This window comes from Allokutzneria multivorans (genome assembly GCF_039537405.1).
Classification (GTDB): domain Bacteria; phylum Actinomycetota; class Actinomycetes; order Mycobacteriales; family Pseudonocardiaceae; genus Allokutzneria; species Allokutzneria multivorans.
This window is the reverse complement of the sequence record NZ_BAABAL010000020.1, coordinates 83538-104341: the sequence shown is the minus strand read 5'-3', so window position 1 is coordinate 104341 and position 20804 is coordinate 83538. Positions and strand designations below refer to the sequence as shown.

At 70.1% G+C, this 20804-nt stretch carries 18 protein-coding genes and 1 pseudogene; 5 read left to right on the top strand and 14 right to left on the bottom strand.

Annotation, left to right across the window (positions count from 1 at the left end):
• Positions 1–59: 59 nt before the first annotated feature.
• The 4 genes and pseudogenes from ABD798_RS33085 to ABD798_RS33070 all read right to left on the bottom strand — a co-directional run.
• Positions 60–971, bottom strand: a pseudogene (locus tag ABD798_RS33085) (RNA polymerase sigma factor); the annotation flags it as partial.
• 87 nt (positions 972–1058) lie between these two features.
• Positions 1059–2108 carry an Rv2578c family radical SAM protein gene (locus ABD798_RS33080; protein WP_344883994.1) on the bottom strand — a complete coding sequence of 350 codons (1050 nt, stop codon included), beginning with the start codon at positions 2106–2108 and terminating at the stop codon, positions 1059–1061.
• A 55-nt stretch (positions 2109–2163) separates the two neighbouring features.
• Entirely contained in the window at positions 2164–2775 is a 612-nt protein-coding gene (locus ABD798_RS33075) for a hypothetical protein (protein WP_344883991.1), read from the bottom strand.
• The gene (locus ABD798_RS33070; RefSeq protein ID WP_344883988.1) at positions 2775–3464 is read right to left on the bottom strand and encodes an MBL fold metallo-hydrolase; all 690 of its coding nucleotides are present in this window, start codon (positions 3462–3464) and stop codon (positions 2775–2777) included. The genes ABD798_RS33075 and ABD798_RS33070 overlap by 1 nt, the downstream gene beginning before the upstream one ends.
• Before the next feature lie 138 nt (positions 3465–3602).
• On the opposite strand from ABD798_RS33070, the gene ABD798_RS33065 reads away from it, so the two are divergent.
• Both ABD798_RS33065 and ABD798_RS33060 read left to right on the top strand, forming a co-directional pair.
• Positions 3603–4421: a peptidylprolyl isomerase gene (locus ABD798_RS33065; protein ID WP_344883985.1), complete on the top strand. Its 819-nt coding sequence runs from the start codon at positions 3603–3605 to the stop codon at positions 4419–4421.
• A 167-nt stretch (positions 4422–4588) separates the two neighbouring features.
• Positions 4589–5182 (top strand): lytic polysaccharide monooxygenase auxiliary activity family 9 protein, encoded by a 594-nt coding sequence (locus ABD798_RS33060; RefSeq protein ID WP_344883982.1) that lies wholly within the window; start codon positions 4589–4591, stop codon positions 5180–5182.
• Positions 5183–5220: 38 nt separating this feature from the next.
• Here the strand turns inward: ABD798_RS33060 and ABD798_RS33055 are convergent, their stop codons facing one another.
• From ABD798_RS33055 to ABD798_RS33045, 3 genes are all read right to left on the bottom strand, one after another.
• A complete protein-coding gene (locus tag ABD798_RS33055; RefSeq protein WP_344883979.1) occupies positions 5221–6195 on the bottom strand; it encodes an aldo/keto reductase in 975 nt (324 codons plus the stop codon).
• Between the two features lie 69 nt (positions 6196–6264).
• A complete protein-coding gene (locus ABD798_RS33050; protein ID WP_344883976.1) occupies positions 6265–6699 on the bottom strand; it encodes a MarR family winged helix-turn-helix transcriptional regulator in 435 nt (144 codons plus the stop codon).
• A 33-nt stretch (positions 6700–6732) separates the two neighbouring features.
• Positions 6733–7551, bottom strand: coding sequence for an oxidoreductase (locus tag ABD798_RS33045; protein ID WP_344883973.1), 819 nt, complete (start codon positions 7549–7551; stop codon positions 6733–6735).
• Positions 7552–7606: 55 nt separating this feature from the next.
• Between ABD798_RS33045 and ABD798_RS33040 the strand changes: the two genes are divergently transcribed.
• The gene (locus tag ABD798_RS33040) at positions 7607–8533 is read left to right on the top strand and encodes an SDR family NAD(P)-dependent oxidoreductase (protein ID WP_344883970.1); all 927 of its coding nucleotides are present in this window, start codon (positions 7607–7609) and stop codon (positions 8531–8533) included.
• Here ABD798_RS33040 and ABD798_RS33035 read toward each other — a convergent pair.
• The gene (locus ABD798_RS33035) at positions 8530–10347 is read right to left on the bottom strand and encodes an APC family permease (RefSeq protein WP_344884022.1); all 1818 of its coding nucleotides are present in this window, start codon (positions 10345–10347) and stop codon (positions 8530–8532) included. The two genes, ABD798_RS33040 and ABD798_RS33035, sit on opposite strands and share 4 nt — an antisense overlap.
• Positions 10348–11125: 778 nt before the next feature.
• Between ABD798_RS33035 and ABD798_RS33030 the strand changes: the two genes are divergently transcribed.
• Positions 11126–11554 (top strand): hypothetical protein, encoded by a 429-nt coding sequence (locus tag ABD798_RS33030; RefSeq protein ID WP_344883967.1) that lies wholly within the window; start codon positions 11126–11128, stop codon positions 11552–11554.
• A gap of 140 nt (positions 11555–11694) precedes the next feature.
• Positions 11695–13041: a cytochrome P450 gene (locus ABD798_RS33025; RefSeq protein ID WP_344883964.1), complete on the top strand. Its 1347-nt coding sequence runs from the start codon at positions 11695–11697 to the stop codon at positions 13039–13041.
• Positions 13042–13210: 169 nt separating this feature from the next.
• Here the strand turns inward: ABD798_RS33025 and ABD798_RS33020 are convergent, their stop codons facing one another.
• The 6 genes from ABD798_RS33020 to ruvB all read right to left on the bottom strand — a co-directional run bounded on the left by ABD798_RS33020 (position 13211) and on the right by ruvB (position 20728).
• Positions 13211–15484: a RelA/SpoT family protein gene (locus ABD798_RS33020; protein WP_344884019.1), complete on the bottom strand. Its 2274-nt coding sequence runs from the start codon at positions 15482–15484 to the stop codon at positions 13211–13213.
• A 171-nt stretch (positions 15485–15655) separates the two neighbouring features.
• Positions 15656–16183, bottom strand: coding sequence for an adenine phosphoribosyltransferase (locus tag ABD798_RS33015; protein WP_344883961.1), 528 nt, complete (start codon positions 16181–16183; stop codon positions 15656–15658).
• Entirely contained in the window at positions 16180–17415 is a 1236-nt protein-coding gene (secF, locus tag ABD798_RS33010) for a protein translocase subunit SecF (protein ID WP_344883958.1), read from the bottom strand. Before secF ends, ABD798_RS33015 begins: the two co-directional genes overlap by 4 nt.
• A 1-nt stretch (position 17416) precedes the next feature.
• Positions 17417–19096 (bottom strand): protein translocase subunit SecD, encoded by a 1680-nt coding sequence (gene secD, locus ABD798_RS33005; RefSeq protein ID WP_344883955.1) that lies wholly within the window; start codon positions 19094–19096, stop codon positions 17417–17419.
• A 159-nt stretch (positions 19097–19255) separates the two neighbouring features.
• Positions 19256–19588, bottom strand: coding sequence for a preprotein translocase subunit YajC (yajC, locus tag ABD798_RS33000; RefSeq protein WP_425549312.1), 333 nt, complete (start codon positions 19586–19588; stop codon positions 19256–19258).
• An 81-nt stretch (positions 19589–19669) separates the two neighbouring features.
• On the bottom strand, positions 19670–20728 hold the full coding sequence (ruvB, locus tag ABD798_RS32995) for a Holliday junction branch migration DNA helicase RuvB (protein WP_344884013.1): 1059 nt from the start codon (positions 20726–20728) through the stop codon (positions 19670–19672).
• Positions 20729–20804: the final 76 nt, after the last annotated feature.

The following is a 20804-nucleotide window of genomic DNA, read 5'->3' as shown; positions in this document are numbered from 1 at the left end:
GCAGACCAGATCCTTCACCGCCTAGCCAGTTATCTGAACAGAATTCCTGACTCAGGACACTAGTCGATGTGGGCGCGGAGGACGTGGGAGCGGGTGGGGTGGCGGAGCTTGCACATGGCTCTGCTCTCGATCTGCCGGATGCGTTCGCGGGTGAGGCCGTAGAGCTCACCTATCTCGCAGAGGGTCCGGGGCGCGCCACCGGTGAGGCCGAAGCGCAAGCGCAGCACTTCGGCCTCGCGCTCGGACAGGGTGTCGAGGACGACGTTGAGGTGCTTGCGCATCCGGTCCGAGGCCACGAGTTCGATGACGTCGACGGGGTTGGCGTCCTCGATGAAGTCGCCGAGCCGCGCGGCTCCCTCCTCTCCGAGCGGCATGTCCAGTGACAGCGGATCGAGGGCGCAGCGCTGGATCTCCTCCACCCTCGCCGCGGTGAAGCCCGACTCCGCCGCCACCTCCGCCGAGGTCGGATCGCGGCCGAGGGACTGCGCCAGATCACGCCGAACGCGCCTGATCTTGTTGAGGCACTCCACGACGTGCACGGGCATCCGAATGGTCCGTGACTGGTCCGAGAGGGCGCGGGTGAGCGCCTGGCGGATCCACCACGTCGCGTAGGTGGAGAACTTGTAACCCTTGGTGTAGTCGAACTTCTCCACCGCGCGGATCAGACCGAGGTTGCCCTCCTGGATCAGGTCCAGGAACGCCATGCCGCGACCGGTGTAGCGCTTGGCCAGCGAGACCACCAGGCGCAGGTTGGCCTCCAGCATCCTGCGCTTCGCCCGCCGGCCGTCGCGCTCCAGCCAGCGCAGCTCGTCGCGTTCGCGCACGGGGTGGACATCGTTGCCGCGCAACAGTTCTGTCGCGTAGACGCCCGCCTCGACGCGCTTGGCCAGCTCCACCTCCTCGTCCGCGCGCAGCAGGGCGACCTTGCTGATGTCGGCGAGGAAGAGGCGGAGCGGGTCCTGGGTCGCGGTGGCGGCGGTCATGGGTTGACCGTAGGTGGGGGGTGCCGGGGTGGGCACTGCGGAAAACCATCGGATTCACTGTGGAAAACCGCAGGGTTACAGGAGGGTCAGCTGCTCCTGCTCCAGGGTCGCCGGGGTCAGTGACTGCGGGAGCGCGCCCGTCGGCCACAGGTCCGCGACATCAGAGACATCGGAGACACTGGATCTGCCCATGCCGTGGGGAATGCCGTGCTTGCGCAGCAGTGGCGCCACGCGCTCGCCGAGCCAGCGGCGGTACCTCGGGTCGGCGTAGCTTCCCCTGGCGTAGATCCGGCGGTAACCGGCGACGAGGTCCGGGCGCTCGCGCGCGAGCCACGCGAAGAACCACTCGCGCGCGCCCTTGCGCAGGTGAAGCGGCAGCACGGTCACTCCGGTGGCGCCCGCCTCACCGACCGCGCCGAGCAGATCGTCAAGCCGCGCAACGGAATCGGTCAGCCACGGCAGCACGGGAGCCACGAACACCCCGCACGGCAGCCCGGCCTCGCGCACGCGCCGCACGAGTTCGAGGCGCGCCTGCGGGCTGGCGGTCCCGGGCTCCAACGACGCCTGGAGGTCGCGGTCGAGCAGCGCGATGGACACGCCGATCCCGATCGGCACCTTCTCGCCGACCACCGCCAGCAGCGGGATGTCCCTGGACATCACCGTTCCCTTGGTCAGGATCGAGAACGGCGTCCGCGCGGCGGCGAGCGCGCGGATGATCCCCGGCATCAGCTGGTAGCGGCCCTCGGCGCGCTGGTAGGGGTCGGTGTTGGTGCCCATCGCGACGTGCTCGCGGGCCCACTTCGGCGAGCGCAGCTGGGCGGCGAGCACCTCGGGCGCGTTGACCTTGACGATCACCTGGGTGTCGAAGTCGCGCCCCGAGTCGAGGTCGAGGTAGGTGTGCGAATCCCTTGCGAAGCAATAGGTGCAGGCGTGCGAGCACCCCCGGTAGGGATTGACGGTCCAGCCGAAGGGCATCGACGAGCCGCCCGCGACCTTGGACAGCACCGACTTCGCGCGCACCTCGTGGAAGGTGACATCGGCGAACCCCGGTGTCGGGGTGCTCGTGTACTCCAACCCCGGCAGGGTCGTGGCCATCCGGTCGTCGCGCTGACTGTCCCACCTCATGACTCTGATTCGAACATGTGTTCGAACACGGCACAAGGCGTCCCGCCGAACCACCTCAGTCCCGGGCGACGACCTTCGACACCACGTCGGAGCCGATCCGCTGCGCGAGCCTGCCCGGCTCGGCCACCGCCGCCAGGGTGAACAGCGGTCGCTCCTCCAGCGAGGCCTCCCGGGCGTCCGCGCGCAGCTGCGCGACGAGCAGTTCGGCGAACAGCAGCGCGTACGGCTCCCCCGTGGCGATCAGCGCGTCGGCGAGCTTGCGCAGCGCGAGCGGCTCCAGTTCCCGCATGCGGTCGTCGGCGTAGATCGCCAACCCCACGGAGAGCGTCCTGCCGCCCGCGCTGATCAGCAGGTTGACCGTGCGCAGTCCCTTGGCCTGGCTGACCAGCACGCCCAGGTCGGTGACCGCGCCGAGGTCGGCGCTGGTGGTGCCCAGCCCGCGCACGGTGAGCACGCGCCCGTCCAGCCACGTGCGCTTGCGGGCCTCAGCGAAGGAGAACAGCGACGGCGGCAGCGAGAGCAGCAGGAACAGCACGAGCCCCGCCACGGGGTCCACGAGCAGTGAGACCAGGGCGCCGAGCAGCGCCGCGAGGAGGCCGCCGACGAAGCCGACCAGGAACGCGCGCCTGCGCAGCAGCTCGGGAGGGAGGAGATCGAGGGCGATCACTACAACCCCCTGGTCGGGAAGGACGCGCCGCCACCGGAGAGGAAGGGGTTGGTCGCGCGCTCCCTGCCGATCGTGGAGGCCGGGCCGTGGCCGGGCAGGACGACGGTGTCGTCGGGCAGTGGGAGGATCTTCTCCTTGAGCGAGCGCATGATCTCCTCGGTGTCCCCGCCGGGCAGGTCGGTGCGGCCGATGGAGCCCGCGAACAGGGTGTCACCGGAGAACAGCAGCCTGCCGCCCTCCTCGGTGGTGGTGCGGAAGCACACCGACCCCCTGGTGTGGCCGGGGGTGTGGTCCACGGTGAAGCTCAGCCCCGCCACCTCCAGCACCTGGTCGGCGGCCAGCTCGCGGACCTCGTCGGGCTCGCTCATCTCGACGCGGCCGCCGAAGAGCGCGGTGGCCGCCGGGCCGAGCGCGCGCCCGGGGTCGGCCAGCATGGGCCGGTCCTCCGGGTGGATCCACACGGGCACGCCGTGGGCGCGGCAGAGCTCGGCCGCGGAGAAGACGTGGTCGAAGTGGCCGTGGGTGAGCAGCACGGCGGCCGGGGTCAGCCGGTGCTCGCGCAGGGCCTCCTCGATCGGTTCGACAGCGTCCTGACCTGGGTCGACGATGACGCAGTCGGCGCCTTCGGCAGGGGCGAGCAGGAAGCAGTTGGCCTGCAGCGCGCCGACCGGGAAGCCTGCGACGAACACGGGGGAACCCTCCGGGAAAGCGGTGATCACGGACAGGGGAGAATTTCGGCGTCAGCCTAACGGGGCGGCCGTGCACACCGGGTTCACACCACGTTCCCTAGAATGCGCCGTCACGCACGATCCTCGGGAGGGAGCACTGTGCCGAGCAACGAGCAGCGCCGCCAGGCCGTGAAGCGGAAGCTGGCGCGGCAGCTGGAGCGTCGCGCCCAGCGCGCCAAGCGGCGCCGCGTCATCGGTGTCGGATCCGCCATCGGCGGCACCGTCCTGGCCGTCGCGCTGATCTTCTGGGTCACCAGGACGCCGCCGGAGCCCGAGGCGAAGCCGCTGGAGATCCCGACGGAGCTCGCCAAGCCCGCCGCCCGTCCCTCCCCGCTGCCGCCGAAGGTGAGCTGCGAGTACAAGGCCACCGAGGGCCAGCCCGCCGCCAAGGGCGTGAAGGCCCCCGAGGGCAAGGACGTCGAGGCGACCGGCACCGTGAAGGTCGACGTCGAGGCCAACATCGGCAAGCTGCCGCTGACGCTGGACCGCTCGCTGGCCCCGTGCGCGGTGAACAGCATGGTGAGCCTGATCAAGCAGGGCTACTACAACGACACCAGCTGCCACCGGATCAGCACCGAGGGCCTGCAGATGCTGCAGTGCGGCGCGCCGAACCCGGACGGCTCCGGCGGTCCCGGCTACGCCTTCGGCGAGGAGTCCTGGCCGGAGCTGACCTACGGCCGCGGATACCTGGCGATGGCCAAGACGAGCGCGAAGAACAGCACCGGTGGCCAGTTCTTCATCGTCTACGGCAACGCCGCGCTGAGCCCGGACTACAGCGTCTTCGGCACGATCGGCGAGGACGGCCTGAAGCTGGTGGACGAGGTGGCCCGCGCCGGGCACGACGGCTCCTTCGACCCGAACCCGGGCGGCGGCAAGCCGAAGAAGGAAGTCAAGTTCACCAAGGTGACCGTCAGCTAGCACCAGCACGAGAAGGGCCCGTCCGAGAATCCTCGGGCGGGCCCTTCTCATTGCGCGAAAAGCAACGGGAAAGACACGCTTGTGGCGGTACGGGTCACGCCGGGAAACCCGATACCGTCCACTTCCCTGCGAATTCCCCGCCGCCGCGGTCAGCATGAGGAGTGACGGTGGCGAGCAAGCTTCTTGGACGGATCAGTGCGGTGGCCGCGGCGTGCGTGGCCCTCCCGCTCGTGCTCACCGGGGTGGCCGGAGCGCACGGCTACACGACGAACGTCCCGAGCAGGTCCTACCTGTGCAAGACCGGCGCGGTGACCGGCTGCGGGCCGATCCAGTGGGAGCCGCAGAGCGTGGAGGGCCCGAAGGGCTTCCCGGCGCGCGGGCCGGGCGACGGACGCATCTGCGCTGGTGGGCTGAGCCAGTTCGCGCAGCTGGACGACCCGCGCGGGGGCTCGTGGCCCGCGCGCAAGGTCAGCTCGGGACAGAACCTGGCGTTCAGCTGGACGCTGACCGCGGCGCACGCGACCACGTCCTTCCGCTACTTCATCACCCGCGCCGGGTGGAACCCCTCCGCGCCGCTGACCAGGGCCGCGCTGGAGCCCGCGCCGTTCTACGCGGTGGACTTCAAGGGGGCCAGGCCCGGGTCGACGGTGACCCACACCGGGAAGCTGCCCACGCGTTCCGGGCGACACCTGATCCTCGCGGTGTGGGATATCGCCGACACCGGGAACGCGTTTTATCAGTGCGGTGACGTGACCTTCTGAAAAAACGCGGCGACCAGCCTCCCGGCATTCCCGGGAGGCTATCTCCCGTTCATTCCCATGAACGCCTCCGGATAACGCGGACCCGCCGTTTCCCCGAGGTCGAGCGCGGCCATGTCGGCGTCGTCGAGCACGATGTCGGTGGCGGCCAGGTTCTCCTCCAGCCGCTCGCGCCGCTTGGTCCCGGGGATCGGCACCACGTCCTCGCCCCTGGCCAGCAGCCAGGCGAGCGCGACCTGCGCGGGCGTGGCGCCCTTGCGCGCGGCGATCTCGCGGACCGAGGCCGCGGCGGCCGTGTTGGCGTCGAAGTTGGCGCCCTGGAACCTCGGGTCGTTGCGGCGGTAGTCGGTCTCCGGGTAGTCCTCGGCGCGGCGCGCGTCGCTGGTCAGGAAGCCCCGGCCGAGCGGCGAGTACGGCACGAGGCCGATGCCCAGCTCGCGCAGCACCGGCAGGATCTCGGCCTCGATGTCCCGCTCCCACAGCGAGTACTCCGTCTGGAGCACCGAGACGGGGAAGGTGGCGTGCGCCCGCCGGATCGTCTCCGGACCGGCCTCGGACAGGCCGAAGTAGCGCACCTTCCCGGCCTCGATCAGCTCGCCGACCGCGCCCGCGACCTCCTCGATCGGCACGTTCAGGTCGACCCGGTGCTGGTAGAGCACGTCCAGGTGGTCGGTGCCGAGCCTGCGCAGGGACTGCTCGGTGACCCAGCGGATGTGCTCGGGCCTGCTGTTCAGCTCGCCCTGCACGCCGTTCTCGTCGAACTCCCAGCCGAACTTGGTGGCGATGACCGCCTCGTCCCGCCTGCCGCGCAGCGCCTCGCCGAGCAGCGCCTCGTTGGTGAACGGCCCGTACATCTCGGCCGTGTCGAAGAACGTGCAGCCCAGGTCGAGCGCGCGGTGGATCGTGGCGATCGACTCCACGTCGTCCGGGGTGCCGTAGGAGCGGCTCATCCCCATGCAGCCCAGCCCCAGCGCCGACGCCTTCAGCCCCTGCCGCCCCAGTTGACGGATCTCCATCGTGGCTCACACCCTCTCGTTTCTGCCTTCGAGAGAGAAGCTACGAGTTGGAGCGCGCTCCAACGCAAGTCAGTGGTGCCACGCCTTCCCGCCGACGTTGTGGATCATGCGCTGGAGCACCTCGAGCACGCGCACGTACTCCTCGTCGGCGATCCCGTCGTGGATGCGCGCGCGGAGGTCCTGTTGCAGCAGGGCGACCTTCGCGTGCAGCGCCCTGCCGTCCTCGGTGAGCGACAGCTCCGCAGGACCCGAGGCGGCCCAGCCCCGGTCGAGCACCGCGTCGATCTCGGGTTGCAGGTCCGAGCCCACGTCGAGGTAGCCCTCCAGGACCGCGGTCACTTCGGCCCGCGTCTTGTCGCCCTCGGCGAGCTGGTTGAGCACCCACCACCGGGGCTGGGTGAGGTCGTGCTCGGCGAGGGCCGCGCGGATGAAGGTCACCGCCGCCTTGTGCGCGGCCCACGCCCAGTAGCCGATCGGTTGGCGTGCGAGGTCTGCGTTGTCCATGCGCCGACCGTAGGAACTCAACTCAGGTTGAGGTCAACCGTCCAGTCCGCGCGTGGCGACCTTGTCGAAGCGCCGGTCGGAGAGCAGCCGGTTGAGCCGCAGCAGGAGCTTGCCCATGTAGCCGGTGACGTAGCGCGTCTTCGGCCGGTCCGTCTCCACCGCCGTGCGCACGGTGCGCGCCACGACCGAGGGGTCGGAGAGCCTGTGCCGCTGGGCGTTCGAGGTCTCGGTGCGCGCGGCCATCGCCTCGGCGAGCGTGGCGTAGGGGCCCTGGCCGGACAGCTCGCGCATCTCCGCCGCGCTGCCGTCCTGGATCTCGGTGGCGATCAGGCCGGGCTGGACGACGACCACGTCGATGCCGAAGCGGCCGACCTCCTGGCGCAGGGTGTCGGAGAACGCTTCGAGGCCGTGCTTGGACGCGTAGTACCAGGCGCCGAGCGGGAGCGCGATCTCGCCGCCGATCGAGGAGACGTTGACGATCGTGCCCGAGCGCTGCGCGCGCATCGACGGGAGCACGAGCTGTGCCAGGCGTGCCGCGCCGAACAGGTTCACCTCGAACAGCTCCCGCGCGCGCTTGAGCGGAACGTCCTCGACAGCGCCGTGCAGAGCCACGCCCGCGTTGTTCACCAGCACGTCGATCCGGTGCTGCTCTTCGAGAATCGTGCGAACGACGCGTTCTGTCGCGGTCTCGTCCGTCACGTCCATGGCCACCGTGTGCGCGCCCGCCGCGCGCAGGTCTTCCATGCGCTCAAGACGCCGCGCAGCCGCATAGACGACATGCCCGGCGCTCAGCAGCTCCAGCGCGGTGGCGTGGCCGATGCCCGACGACGCACCAGTGACCAGACAGATCATCCCGACTCCCCTAGCGTTTGACTTGGAGCGCGCTCCAATTCCTAACCTCGAAGGCATGACAACGGCTCAGCACAAGATCGGCTCCGGGTTCGGGGCCAGGAGCACCGCCAACGAGGTGCTAGACGGTATCGACCTCACCGGCAAGCTGGCGATCATCACCGGGGGGTATTCAGGGCTCGGCCTGGAGACCACTCGGGCGCTCGCCGCGGCCGGTGCCCACGTCGTGGTCCCCGCCAGGCGGGTGGACGCCGCGCGGGCCGAGGTCGGCGAGATCGCGGAGGTCGACCAGCTCGACCTCGGTGGCCTGGACAGCGTTCGCGGCTTCGCCGAGCGGTTCACGGCCTCGGGGCGGCGCGCCGACATGGTGATCAACAACGCCGGGATCATGGCGTGCCCGGAGACCCGCGTCGGCCCCGGCTGGGAGGCGCAGTTCGCCACCAACCACCTCGGGCACTTCGCGCTGGTCAACCGCCTGCGGCCCGTGCTCGCCGAGGACGCCCGCGTGGTGTCGGTGTCCTCAGCGGGGCACCGCAGCTCGCCGATCCGGTGGGACGACGTGCAGTTCGAGCGCGGCTACGACAAGTGGGCCGCCTACTGCCAGGCGAAGACCGCCAACGTGCTGTTCGCGGTGCAGCTCAACGCCTTCGGGGTCCAGTCCTTCGCGCTGCACCCCGGCGGCATCCTGACGCCGTTGCAGCGCCACCTGACCAAGGCCGAGCAGGTCGAGCGGGGGTGGATCGACGAGAACGGCACCCCGCTCGTGCCCGAGTTCAAGACGCCGGAGCAGGGCGCGTCGACCCAGGTGTGGGCGGCGACCTCACCCCGGCTGGCCGAGCTGGGCGGGGTCTACCTGGAGGACTGCGAGGTCGCCGAGATCTCCGACGACGACGCCCCCGGAGTGCGCTCCTACGCCGTGGACCGCGACGAGGCAGCGCGGCTGTGGGCGCTGTCGGCCGAGCTGACCGGCGTGAACGCCTTCTAGCCGCCGACGTGGATGGCGGGTCGGCGGTCCGGGTCCTGCTCAGCGGTGCGCAGGATCTCCCGGACCACCGGCGCGGTGTCGCCCTTGCCCAGGATCAGGTAGCGGAACAGGTGGGTGAGCGGGTTGCCCTCCGACCACTCGAAGTGGCACCGCGGCCGCACCCCCGTGGTGTCCCGCAGCGTCAACAGGATCGCGGCGATCGCGTTGGGCACCGCGGGGCTGTCGGCGCGCAGCACGCGGTGCCCGTCGACCTCCACGCCGCGCACGCACAGCACGTCGCTGAAGTCCGACGGGTCGACCACGTCGATCTCCAGGAACAGCACGTCGGCCGAGCCGGGGACCGGGTTCATCCCGCGCTGCGCCGCCTCCTTCGCGGAGTACTCGGCGTTGTCCCCGGCCTGCCGCTGGTTGGCGATGATGTTGAGCGCGGAGTCGTGGGCGAGCGAATCGGTGACGAAGCGGCGCGCGGTCTCGTCGAACTCGATGCGTTCCGCGCGCAGCTCGGTGGTGCGGGTGACGCGGGAGATCAGCGAGATCACCACGATGCCCGCGATGAAGACGGCCGAGATCGCGATGCCGTCCGGCTTCTTGATCACGTTCTCCACCAGGGCGTAGAGCAGCACCAGGGTGAGCACGCCGAAGCCGATGACCGCGCCGCGCTGCCGGTGCCGCGCTGCGGAGATCGTCACCGCGACCGAGCCGGAGACCATCATCGCCAGGATGCCGGTCGCGTAGGCGCCGGACTGCGCGTTGACGTCGGCGCCGAAGGCGATCGTGATGCCGATGCTGATCGCGGTGTAGACCAGCACGACCGGCCGCACCGCGCGCCCCCAGTCCGGCGCCATGCCGTAGGAGGGCAGGTAGCGCGGCACGATGTTGATCAGACCGGCCATCGCGGAGGCGCCCGCGAACCACAGGATCAAGATGCTGCTGATGTCGTAGACGGTGCCGAAGCCCTCGCCGAGCTGCTGGTGCGCCAGGTAGGCCATCGCCCGGCCGCTCGCCTTGCCCCCGGCGGCGAACTCCTGCGCGGGGATGAGCATCGTGGTCACGAAGCTCGTCGCGACCAGGTACACCGACATGATCACGGCGGCGGCGGTGAGCAGCTTGCGGGTGTTGCGGACGCGGTTGTCCAGCCGCTCGCGGTCGGTCTCGCCCTTCGCGGCGACCAGCGGCATCATGCTGACCCCGGTCTCGAAGCCGGAGAGGCCGAGCACCAGCAGCGGGAACGCCAGCACGGCCGCGCCGATCGCGCCGGGCAGGCCACCGGGGCTGTGCGTGAGCGCGTCCCACCACGAGGTCACCGCGAACGGCTCGGCGACCAGCCCGACCACGGCCGCGACGACGGTGATCGCGTTGAGCAGCAGGAAGAGCGCGACCAGCGGGATGGCCACGTTGACCGCCTCGCTGAAGCCCATCAGGAACACGCCGCCGAGCACCAGCAGCAGCACCACGGTGATCAGCACCTCGTGCCCGTGCAGGAACTCCGGCATCAGCGGGTTCTCCAGCGCGTGCACCGTGGCGTCGGCGGAGGACAGGGTGATCGTGATGATCCACGAGGTGGCGACGAAGCCGAGCAGCACGAGCACGAAGACCTTGCCGCGCCAGAACGGCAGCAGGTCCTCCAGCATCGCCACCGAGCCCTGGCCGTTCGGGCTCTCCCTGGCCACCCTGCGGTACATCGGCAGCATGCCGAGCAGCGTCAGCGCCACGATCAGCAGTGTGGCCAGCGGGGACAGCGCGCCCGCGGCGAGCGCGGCGATGCCGGGCAGGTAGGAGAGCGTGGAGAAGTAGTCGACGCCGGTGAGGCACATGACCTTCCACCAGGGCTGCGGCGTCGCGTGGCCCTCGCCGGACTCCGGGCCGACCGGTTGGACCCGGTGCTGCAACAGCCACGCGGCGAACCGGCTCTTCGGCGGCGCCGGCCGGACCGGACTGTCCACAGAGGCCGGAATCGCCAGCTCCGCCTTGGTGCTCTCATCCACGGGGGCGAATGTAGCGAAGTCGGCTCACGAAGGCTTGAGGAATGCGACCAGAACCGCGCTGGGGAGGTGGAGCCCGGCGAAAATCCAGACAACCCCGGACATTCCGGCCACGGTGCGACCGTCAGCGGCGATCAGCATGCGCGCGCCAGCACTTGAGTCGAGCGCGTCCCGCAGCCGCGCGACGTGAAGCCGGTGACGAGTGGCGGAAAGTCCACTATGGACAGTGTGCCGGAGTGCGGCGAAAGCCCTTGCCAGGCAAGGCAAACCTGGCCGTCCCCGCCGAGCCCAGCGCGCCACCCACATCCGCCGACCCGAGAACGGCAACGGCAGCCGTACGTTGCTGGGCAGGCGGCCCTGCGGACGAGCACCGCGGCTTCAAGGACGCGCGGGGCGACCTCCGCCGCCATGGGGCGAGGACCGCAACCGAGAACGGCTGCGACCGGGCCCACGGTTCTCCCAGGTCCGAACGCGGATGCGAATCCCTTTCAAGACAAGTAGTCAGACAATTCACTCGTTCGCCTGACAAGGCACTCGCGTTCCCCTAACCTCGCGCCATCGCAACCCTGCGATAGCGAAAAAGGTTCACGTGAAATTGAGGGGAATTTCAGTGAAGACAGAGAAAAGGCACGTCCGAACCGCCGTGGCCGCCGCCGTGCTCGGCGCCGCGCTCTCCGGACTGGCCGCGACGCCCGCCTCCGCCGAAGCCACCTGCGGCAACGGGCCGTTCCCGCCGGACCAGCACATCAACTGGTGCAACGCGGAGAACGGCTGGGGCAAGCTGAGCACCACGACCTTCTGGAAGCCGGGCGGCAACCCGGTGGAGGCTCAGGTGATCCTGCTCAAGGACGGCGCGAAGGTGCCGATGACGGTGTACCTGGACCGGTCGAACAACCCCGGCGCCGGTCACGACCCGCGCGTGGTCGTCGACAGGGGCTTCGTCGGCACCAACGCCGTGTCCTACGGGCAGTTCTACCGCGGCTGTGCCACCGATGACCGCGGCGGCATCATGTGCACCGAGTGGGTCAGGGTCGGCTGATCGAGGAACCCGTGACGCACTCCTCCGGGGGCGCGTCACGGGCCTTTCAGTCCACGCCAAATCTCATCACCGGAATGACCCATATACGGCCCCATTCTGCCTAACGACAGAAAATGCGCGTTTTCCTACCATGACGCGTCATGGAAACCGCCGCCATATCTGCTCCCACCGTCCCCGGGCGCCGTTTTCTCGCCGGGCACGCGCTGTCACTTCTGCGAAACCCACTACAGTTCTTCCGCGGACTCGCACCGCACGGCGACGTCGTCCGGATCGGTCTCGGACCGCGCAGCGCCTACGTCGTGACCGACCCCGACGTGCTGCACCAGATGCTGATCTCCGACGCGGAGTCCTACGAGCAGGGGCTGCTGTCCACCGTGACCAAGCCGCTGATCGGGGAGAGCACCAGCACCCTCAGCGGGGAGGAGCACCGCAAGCGCAGGCGGATGCTGGCTCCGGCGTTCCGCCAGCAGCGGGTCAACGGCTACACCACGCTGATGAGCGAGCTGTCGACCGCGCAGAGCGCGCGGTGGCGGGAGGGCGAGCCGATCGCGCTCAAGGGCGAGATGAACGACCTCGCGCTGGCGACGGGTGTGCGGACGCTGGTGGCGGCCGAGTCCAACCAGGACACCGCCCGCGAGATCCGCCAGCTGCTGCCGATCTTCCTGAAGGGCCTCTTCCGCAGGCTCGTTCTGCCCGGCTTCGTGCTGGATCTCATTCCCACCAAGGGAAATCGCGGGTTCACCACCTCGGCGAAGCGCCTGCGCCTCGTCATCGCCGAGGCCATCTCCACCTACCGCGCCGACGCCACCGACCAGGGCGACGTGCTCTCGATCCTGATCCGCGTGCGCGACGACGAGACCGGCGACAGCTTCACCGACTCGCAGATCGTCGACGAGCTGATCGCCCTGCTGCTCGCCGGGGCCGAGACCACCGGCAACATGCTGACCTTCGCCCTGCAGAACCTGGCCCACCACCCCGACGCCGAGGCGCGGCTGCACGCCGAGCTCGACGGGGTCCTGGACGGGCGCCCACCCACCGCCGAGGACGTCCCCCGGCTGGTCTTCCTGCAACGGGTCGTCGACGAGACGCTGCGGACCTACGCGCCGTGGATGCTCACCCGCCGCGCCGCGCGGGAGACCGTGCTCGGCGGTGTGCGCATCCCGAAGAAGGCGTTCATGATCTACAGCCCGCACCTGGTCTGCCGCGACGAGCGCTGGTTCCCCGAGCCGCACCGCTGGAACCCCGACCGCTGGGACCCGGAGCTGTCGGCTCCGCCGCGCAAGCGCGCGTGGGTGCCCTTCGGCGGCGGAGCGCACACCTGCCCCGGCAACCTCTTCGCCCGCGTGGAGATGATCATCCACATCGCCACGATCGCCTCGCGGTGGCGGCTGCGCCCGGAGACCGACGCCCCCGTCGCCGAGCTCGGCGGGGCCGCCGTCGTCGCCCCGGCAGACATCCCGATGATCCCCACGCGCAGGAACGCCTAGCCGCACCACGTCACGACCGCCGCCGGGTTCGCCGGTCTTCAAGACCCGCACACCCCCACCGCAGCGGTCTCCAACGACGGCAAACCCTCAACCACGCCGAAGTAGGACGCACATAACGATGATCGAAAAGGGGGTTGGGGGGTCTTGAAGACACCCCAACCCGCGACGCTCAGGAAGCGGAGGTCACCCGGTACACGTCGTAGACGCCCTCGACGTTGCGGACGACCTTGAGGACGTGGCCGAGGTGCTTGGGATCGCCCATCTCGAAGGCGAAGCGGCTCACCGCGACCCGGTCCCGCGAGGTGGTCACCGACGCCGACAGGATGTTCACCCGCTCGTCGGCGAGCACCTTGGTCACGTCGGAGAGCAGGCGGTGCCGGTCGAGCGCCTCGACCTGGATGGACACCAGGAACATCGACGAGGCCGATGGCGCCCACTCCACCTCCAGCAACCGCTCCGGCGACTCCTGGAGCTCGTCGGCGTTGGTGCAGTCGGTGCGGTGCACGCTGACCCCGCCGCCGCGCGTGACGAAGCCGAGGATCTGGTCACCGGGCACCGGCGTGCAGCAGCGGGCGAGCTTCACCCAGACGTCGGTGACACCCTTGACCACCACGCCGGCGTCGGTGTTGCGGCGGCGCTGCACAGTGGACGGGGTGGAGCGGTCGGCCAGCTCCTCCTCGGCGTGCTCGACGCCGCCGAGCACCGCGAGCAGCCGCTGCACCACGTAGCGCCCGCCGACGTGGCCCTCACCGACGGCGGCGTAGAGCGAGCTGACGTCGTGGTAGCGCAGCTCCCTGGCCAGCGCGGTCATCGAGTCCACCGACACCAGGCGCTGCATCGGCAGGCCGACGCGCCGCACCTCCTTGGCGATGGCGTCCTTGCCCGCCTCGATGGCCTCCTCGCGGCGCTCCTTGGCGAACCACTGCTTGATCTTCGCCTTGGCCCTTGGCGAGGCCGCGAAGGACAGCCAGTCCCGCGACGGGCCCGCGCCCTCGGCCTTGGAGGTGAAGATCTCGATGACCTCGCCGTTCTCGAGCTTGCGCTCCAGAGCGACCAGGCGGCCGTTGACCCGCGCGCCGATGCAGCGGTGCCCGACCTCGGTGTGCACGGCGTAGGCGAAGTCCACCGGGGTGGAGCCGGCGGGCAGCGTGATCACGTCGCCCTTGGGCGTGAAGACGAAGATCTCCCGCCCGGCCAGCTCGTAGCGCAGCGACTCCAGGAACTCGCCGGGGTCGGCGGCCTCGCGCTGCCAGTCCAGCAGCTGGCGCATCCACGCCATCTCGTCGACCTCGACGGAGCGCCCGGCGTGCGAGCCCTTGGTCTCCTTGTACCGCCAGTGCGCGGCGATGCCGTACTCGGCGGTGCGGTGCATCTCGTGCGTGCGGATCTGCACTTCCAGCGGCTTGCCGTCCGGCCCGATCACCGTGGTGTGCAGCGACTGGTAGACGCCGAAGCGCGGCTGGGCGATGTAGTCCTTGAAGCGCCCGGGCATCGGCTGCCACAGCGCGTGCACCACGCCCATGGCGGCGTAGCAGTCGCGCACCTCGTCCACCTGGATGCGCACGCCCACCAGGTCGTGGATGTCGTCGAAGTCGCGGCCGCGCACGATCATCTTCTGGTGGATGGAGTAGTAGTGCTTCGGGCGGCCCTCCACCTTGGCCACGATCCGCGCGCTGTCGAGGTTGGAGGAGATCTCCGCGATCACCGTGCGCAGGTAGGTGTCCCGCGAGGGCGCGCGGTTGGCGACCAGCCGCACGATCTCGTCGTACTTCTTCGGCTGGAGGATGGCGAAGGCCAGGTCCTCCAGCTCCCACTTCACCGTGGCCATGCCGAGCCGGTGCGCCAGCGGGGAGAGCACCTCGAGGGTCTCCCGCGCCTTGCGGGCCTGCTTCTCCGGCGGCAGGAAGCGCATGGTGCGCATGTTGTGCAGGCGGTCGGAGAGCTTGATCACCAGCACCCTGGGGTCGCGGGCCATCGCGATCACCATCTTGCGGATGGTCTCGGCCTCGGCCGCCGCGCCCAGCTTCACCTTGTCCAGCTTGGTCACGCCGTCGACCAGGTGCGCGACCACGTCGCCGAAGTCCTCGCGCAGCTGCTCCAGCGAGTAGTCGGTGTCCTCGACGGTGTCGTGCAGCAGCGCGGCGACCAGCGTCGTGGTGTCCATGCCCAGTTCGGCCAGGATGGTGGAGACCGCGAGCGGGTGGGTGATGTAGGGGTCACCGGACTTGCGGCGCTGGTGGCGGTGCTTCTCCTCGGCCACGTCGTAGGCGCGCTGCAGCAGCGCCAGGTCGGCCTTGGGGTGCAGCTCGCGGTGCACGGCGGCCAACGGCTCCAGCACCTGCTTGACCGAGGTGGCGCGCTGAGCGGTGATGCGCCGCGCCAGCCTGGCCCTGACGCGCCTCGTCGCCGACGGCGCCCGCTCGGCCGCGGCCTGCTGCGCCATCGTGGAAGCGGATTCGACCTCTTGACTCACCGCGTTCTCCCCGCTGTCGCACTGCGCTCGTCCGGCGCGAGGGGACTCACCCGTCCCGGAAAGACGAGGATAACGCCGTTGGCGGGCCTGTTTTCACCGGTACATCGCAAGAACTGATCGAAATACGTCGAGCTGCCCTCCTCACACGGTGAGCAGCGACCGCACCTTTCGCCCGGCCAGTCGCCGACGACCGTTCAGCGCGGCCAGCTCCATCACCACCGAAACGGCACTGACCTCGGCTTCCGCGTGCTCGACCAACGAACAGGCGGCCTCCACGGTTCCCCCGGTGGCCAGCACGTCGTCCACGACCAGCGCACGGGCCCCACGCCGGAGCGTGCCCTCGGGCAGCTCCAGCGTGGCCGTTCCGTACTCCAAGGCGTAATCAACCCGATGCGCGACCGCGGGCAGTTTGCCCGGTTTGCGCACCCCGACCACACCGAGGCCGAGCCGGAGCGCGACGGCGGCACCGAGCAGGAAACCCCTGGCCTCGATGCCGACCACCACATCCACGTCAGCCTCGGTTCCGTGCGCCGCCATCTCCTCGACGACCACCCGGAACCCCTCGGCGTCGGCGAGCAGCGGGCTGAGGTCGCGGAAGAGGACCCCCGGCTGGGGGAAGTCCTCGACCTCGCGGATCAGCCCGCTGACGCGCTCCAGCTCCGAGCTCACCTGCGCTTCTTGCCCGACGGCCGTCCGGCGGTCTTGCCGGTGGGACGGACCTTGCGCGACTCCGGGCCCTTGCCGGTGCGCGCGGGCACGCTCGCGGCGGCGGCCATCGCCGCCTCCTTGCGCAGCTCCGCGTTCAGCGACTCCTCGTCGGTCGACTCCACGCCGGTCTCACCGGCGGCCTTGCGGGCCTGGTTGGCCCTGCGGGCGGCGACCCGCTCGGCCTGCTGCCGGACCTTCGGGTCGGTCAGCTTCAGGTCCACCAGCAGCGGCGTCGCCAGGAAGATCGAGGAGAAGGCACCCGCGATCATGCCGGTCATCTGCACCAGCGCCAGGTCCTTGAGCGTGCCGACGCCGAGCACGCCGACGCCGATCACCAGCAGGCCGAGCACCGGGAGCACCGCGATGAGCGAGGTGTTCAGCGAGCGCATCAGGGTCTGGTTCAGCGCCAGGTTGGACGCCTCGGCGTAGGTGCGCCTGGTCAGGCCCAGGATGCCCCGGGTGTTCTCCTTGACCTTGTCGAAGACGACCACGGTGTCGTAGAGGGAGAAACCGAGGATCGTCAGCAGACCGATGATCGTTCCCGGCGTCAGCTCGAAGCCGACGATCGAGTACACGCCCGCGGTGACCCCGGTGTCGAAGATCAGCGCCACCAGCGCGGAGACGGCCATCCAGCGCTCGAAGTAGACCGCCAGGAAGATCGTCACCAGCACCAGGAACACGATCAGCGCGATGACCGCCTGTGTGGTGATCTCCCCGCCCCAGGAACCGCTGACCGCGCTGTCGCTGATCGCGGGCAGCCCGCCCTGCGGCTTGAGCTCGGTGGCGAGCGCGTTCTTGAGCTTGGTGACCTGCTCGGTGTTCAGCGTCTCCGAGCGGATCAGCACCTGCTGGCTCGCGCCGGTGCCCGCGACCTGCACGGTCGAGGCCTCGGTGCCCATCGCCCTGGTGAAGACCGACTTCACCTCGTCGACGGTGATCTGCTTGCTGACGCTGGTGGCGGGCATCTGGACCTTGGTGCCGCCGACGAAGTCGATGCCGAGGTTGAAGCCCTTGAACACCATCGACCCCAGGCAGACCAGGAAGATCACCGAGGTCACCACGTACCAGCGGCGGCGCTTGCCGACGATGTCGAAGGCGCCGTTGCCCAGGTAGAGCCGGTTGAAGACGCTGGGCCGCTTGGCCGGGCGCTCGGCGGAGGCCTGGCCCTCGCTTGCGTTCTCGGGAGTGGTCACGTCAGACCCCCTTCGCGTTCGGAGTGCCGGAGGCCTTGGCCATCGAGCGGCTGGCGGCCGCGGTGCGGTGCGCCTCGCCGAGGCCGGACCACGACGGCTTGGACAGCAGCTTGGACTTGGAGGCCATGGCCACCAGCGGGTGGGTCACCAGGAACACGACGACGAGGTCGAGCACGGTGGACATGCCGAGGGTGAACGCGAAGCCCTTCACCTGGCCGACGGCCAGGATGTAGAGCACGGCGGCGGCCAGGAAGCTCACGGCGTCGGCCGACAGGATCGTGCGCCGGGCCCTGATCCAGCCGCGCGGGACCGCGCTGCGGAAGCTGCGGCCCTCGCGGACCTCGTCCTTGAGCCGTTCGAAGAACACGATGAAGGAGTCGGCGGTGATACCGATCGCCACGATGAACCCGGCGATGCCCGCGAGGTCCAGGGTGAAGCCGATCCACCTGCCCAGCAGCACCAGCACGGCGTAGATGACGATCGCGGCCAGGCCCAGCGAGAGCACCGTCAGCACGCCGAGGGCGCGGTAGTAGAACATGCAGTAGATGAAGACCAGCGCCAGGCCGATGGCGCCTGCGATCAGACCGGCCTGCATCGAGGCGAGGCCCAGTGTCGCCGAGACCGTCTCGGCCTCGGACTGGTCGAAGGCCAGCGGCAGCGAGCCGTACTTGAGGATGTTGGCCAGGTCCTGCGCCTCCGGCAGGGTGAACCGGCCGCTGATCTGGGTGTTGCCGCCCAGGATCGGCTCGTTGATGTTCGGCGCCGAGACCACGCGGCCGTCCAGCACGAACGCGGCGCGCTTGCCGACGTTGGCGGAGGTGAACTTGCTCCAGATGTCGCTGCCCGCGGCGCGGAAGTTCACGGAGATGACGTAGCCGGGGCTGTTCTGGTCCTGGCCCGCGGCGGCGTCGGCGATCTCGCGGCCGGGCAGGAACACCTCGCCGAGCACGTACTTCTCGGTGTTGTCGTCGCTGCAGGTGACCAGCGGCAGTTCCGGCTTGTCCAGCCCGCGCAGCGGGTCGGCGGCGGCGCAGTCCAGCAGCGCCAGCGCCTGCGCCTGCACCTGCGGGTCCTTGCTCTGCCGCAGCTCGCGCGCCTTGGCGACCGCGTCGGCGGTGGAGCCGGGCGCCGGGGGCGGGGTGGGCTGCTGCTGCTCGGCGGCGGGCGCCGGGCGGCCCTGCGGCTTCGGGGTCGTCGAGCCCGGCCCCGCGTTGGGCGGGGTGGTCGGCGGGGTCCCGGAGGGGGGCGGCTGCTGGCCGCTGGTCGGCGGCGTCTGCGAGGGCTGCGGCGGCACCGGCTGGTTCGGCACGGCCTGCAGCACCGAGCGGAAGTTCAGGTCGGCGGTCTTGCCGAGGGACTTCGCCTCGTCACCGCGCTCACCCGGCACCGTGATGACCAGGTTGTTGCCGTCGCGGACCACCTCGGCGCCGCTGACGCCGATGCCGTTCACCCGCTGCTCGATGATCTGCCGCGCCCGGTCGATGGACTCCGGCGGCGGCTGCTGGCCGTCCGTCGAGCGCACGGTGAGCGTGACCCTGGTGCCACCCTGGAGATCGATTCCCAGTTTCGGGACCGGCCTTCCGTCCCCGGTGAAGAACACCAGGGAATACAGAAAACCGACGATCAGGATGAATGCGCCAAGGTATCGCCCTGGACGGATATGCCCAGCCGGAGGTGCCACGGTAGGTCGATCTCCTCAAGCACGGTGTGTGGAAACTGTGAGGTCAGGGTCGACCCACAGCTGTGCGCCCCCACCCGGTGTGACACAGGGGGTGGGGGCGCAGCATATAGCGTTCGACCTCCGGCTCCGCACGGCCGCCGGGGGGTTGGTCTGTTTGTCCTACTTGTTCTTCTGCTCTTCCAGCGGCGCGGCGACCTCGGCCTTGGACTCGGTCACGACAACCTCGTCCTCGTCCACCTCGGTCGTCTCCTCGACCTGGTCCTGGACCTTCTCGCGGATCGCCTGGCGCAGCCAGGTGGTGTGCACGCCGGGGGCCAGCTCCAGCTCGATGGTGGTGTCGTCGGTGGCGTCCACCACGGTGGCGTACAGGCCGGAGCTGGTCATCACGCGGTCGCCGGGACCGAGCGAGCTCTGCAGCTGCTGCATCTCCGCGTACACCTTCTTCTGCTTGCGCGCGCTGAGGAACAGCGGCAGCGCAAGGACCACGAGCATCAGAGGAAGGATGAAGGAGGAGATATCCATCGTTCTCGTCTCCGGCGGCGCGTTCGCCGCCTGGGTGTCGTCATGTCCGATTTATTCGGTTCGCTGGGAACCGAGTGTGCCACGCCCCTGGTCGTCGACCGGAAGGGGTAGCTGCTCCCCCGGCGCCGAGGCCGGGGGTTGCACGCCCAGGTGCCTCCACGCGAGCGCGGTGGCGACCCGTCCACGCGGGGTCCGTGCGAGCATGCCCGCCCGCACCAGGTAGGGCTCGCAGACCTCTTCCACGGTAGCTGGTTCCTCGCCGACCGCCACGGCCAGTGTCGAGACACCGACCGGACCGCCGCCGAAGGAGCGCACCAGCGCGCCCAGAACCGCCCGGTCCAGGCGGTCCAGCCCCAGCTCGTCGACGTCGTAGACGCTCAGCGCGGCGCGCGCCACCTCCAGCGTGACCGCGCCGTCCGCCCGCACCTCGGCGTAGTCGCGGACCCGGCGCAGCAGCCGGTTGGCGATCCGGGGCGTGCCGCGCGAGCGCCCGGCGATCTCCCGCGCCCCGTCCGGGCGCAGGTCCACCCCGAGGATGCCCGCGGCCCTGTTCAGCACCCGCTCCAGCTCCGCGGGCACGTAGAACTCCATGTGCGCGGTGAAGCCGAAGCGGTCGCGCAGCGGGCCGGTCAGCGCACCGGAGCGGGTGGTGGCTCCGACCAGGGTGAACGGCGCGATCTCCAGCGGGATGCTGGTCGCGCCGGGTCCCTTGCCGACCACCACGTCGACCCGGAAGTCCTCCATGGCCAGGTAGAGCATCTCCTCGGCGGGCCGGGCGATGCGGTGGATCTCGTCGATGAACAGCACGTCGCCCTCGGCGAGGTTGGACAGCATCGACGCGAGGTCGCCCGCGCGCTCCAGCGCCGGGCCGGAGGTGACCCGCAGCGCGCTGCCCAGCTCCGCCGCGATGATCATCGCGAGGCTGGTCTTGCCGAGGCCGGGCGGTCCGGAGAGCAGCACGTGGTCCGGGGGTGAGCCGCGGCGCAGCGCCCCGGTCAGCACCAGCTCCAGCTGCTCGCGCACGCGGTGCTGGCCGACGAACTCCTCCAGATTGCGCGGGCGGAGGCTCGTCTCCAGGTCGCGCTCTGCGGGCACCGCGTGCGGGTCCAGGTCTCCGTGGCTGTCGTAGCCGTCGTAGCCGTCGTAGCCGTCGTGGCCGTCGTGGCCGTCGTGGCTCTCGTGGCCG

Bases quoted from the DNA above. Each gene is read 5' to 3' on its own strand.
- ABD798_RS33080 (WP_344883994.1), bottom strand. From the start codon at position 2,108: ATGAGGTGGGACAGTCAGCGCGACGACCGGATGGCCACGACCCTGCCG.
- ABD798_RS33055 (WP_344883979.1), bottom strand. From the start codon at position 6,195: ATGGAGATCCGTCAACTGGGGCGGCAGGGGCTGAAGGCGTCGGCGCTG.
- ABD798_RS33050 (WP_344883976.1), bottom strand. From the start codon at position 6,699: ATGGACAACGCAGACCTCGCACGCCAACCGATCGGCTACTGGGCGTGG.
- ABD798_RS33045 (WP_344883973.1), bottom strand. From the start codon at position 7,551: ATGATCTGTCTGGTCACTGGTGCGTCGTCGGGCATCGGCCACGCCACC.
- ABD798_RS33040 (WP_344883970.1), top strand. From the start codon at position 7,607: ATGACAACGGCTCAGCACAAGATCGGCTCCGGGTTCGGGGCCAGGAGC.
- ABD798_RS33035 (WP_344884022.1), bottom strand. From the start codon at position 10,347: ATGTGCCTCACCGGCGTCGACTACTTCTCCACGCTCTCCTACCTGCCC.
- ABD798_RS33025 (WP_344883964.1), top strand. From the start codon at position 11,695: ATGGAAACCGCCGCCATATCTGCTCCCACCGTCCCCGGGCGCCGTTTT.
- ABD798_RS33020 (WP_344884019.1), bottom strand. From the start codon at position 15,484: ATGGCGCAGCAGGCCGCGGCCGAGCGGGCGCCGTCGGCGACGAGGCGC.
- yajC (WP_425549312.1), bottom strand. From the start codon at position 19,588: ATGCTCGTGGTCCTTGCGCTGCCGCTGTTCCTCAGCGCGCGCAAGCAG.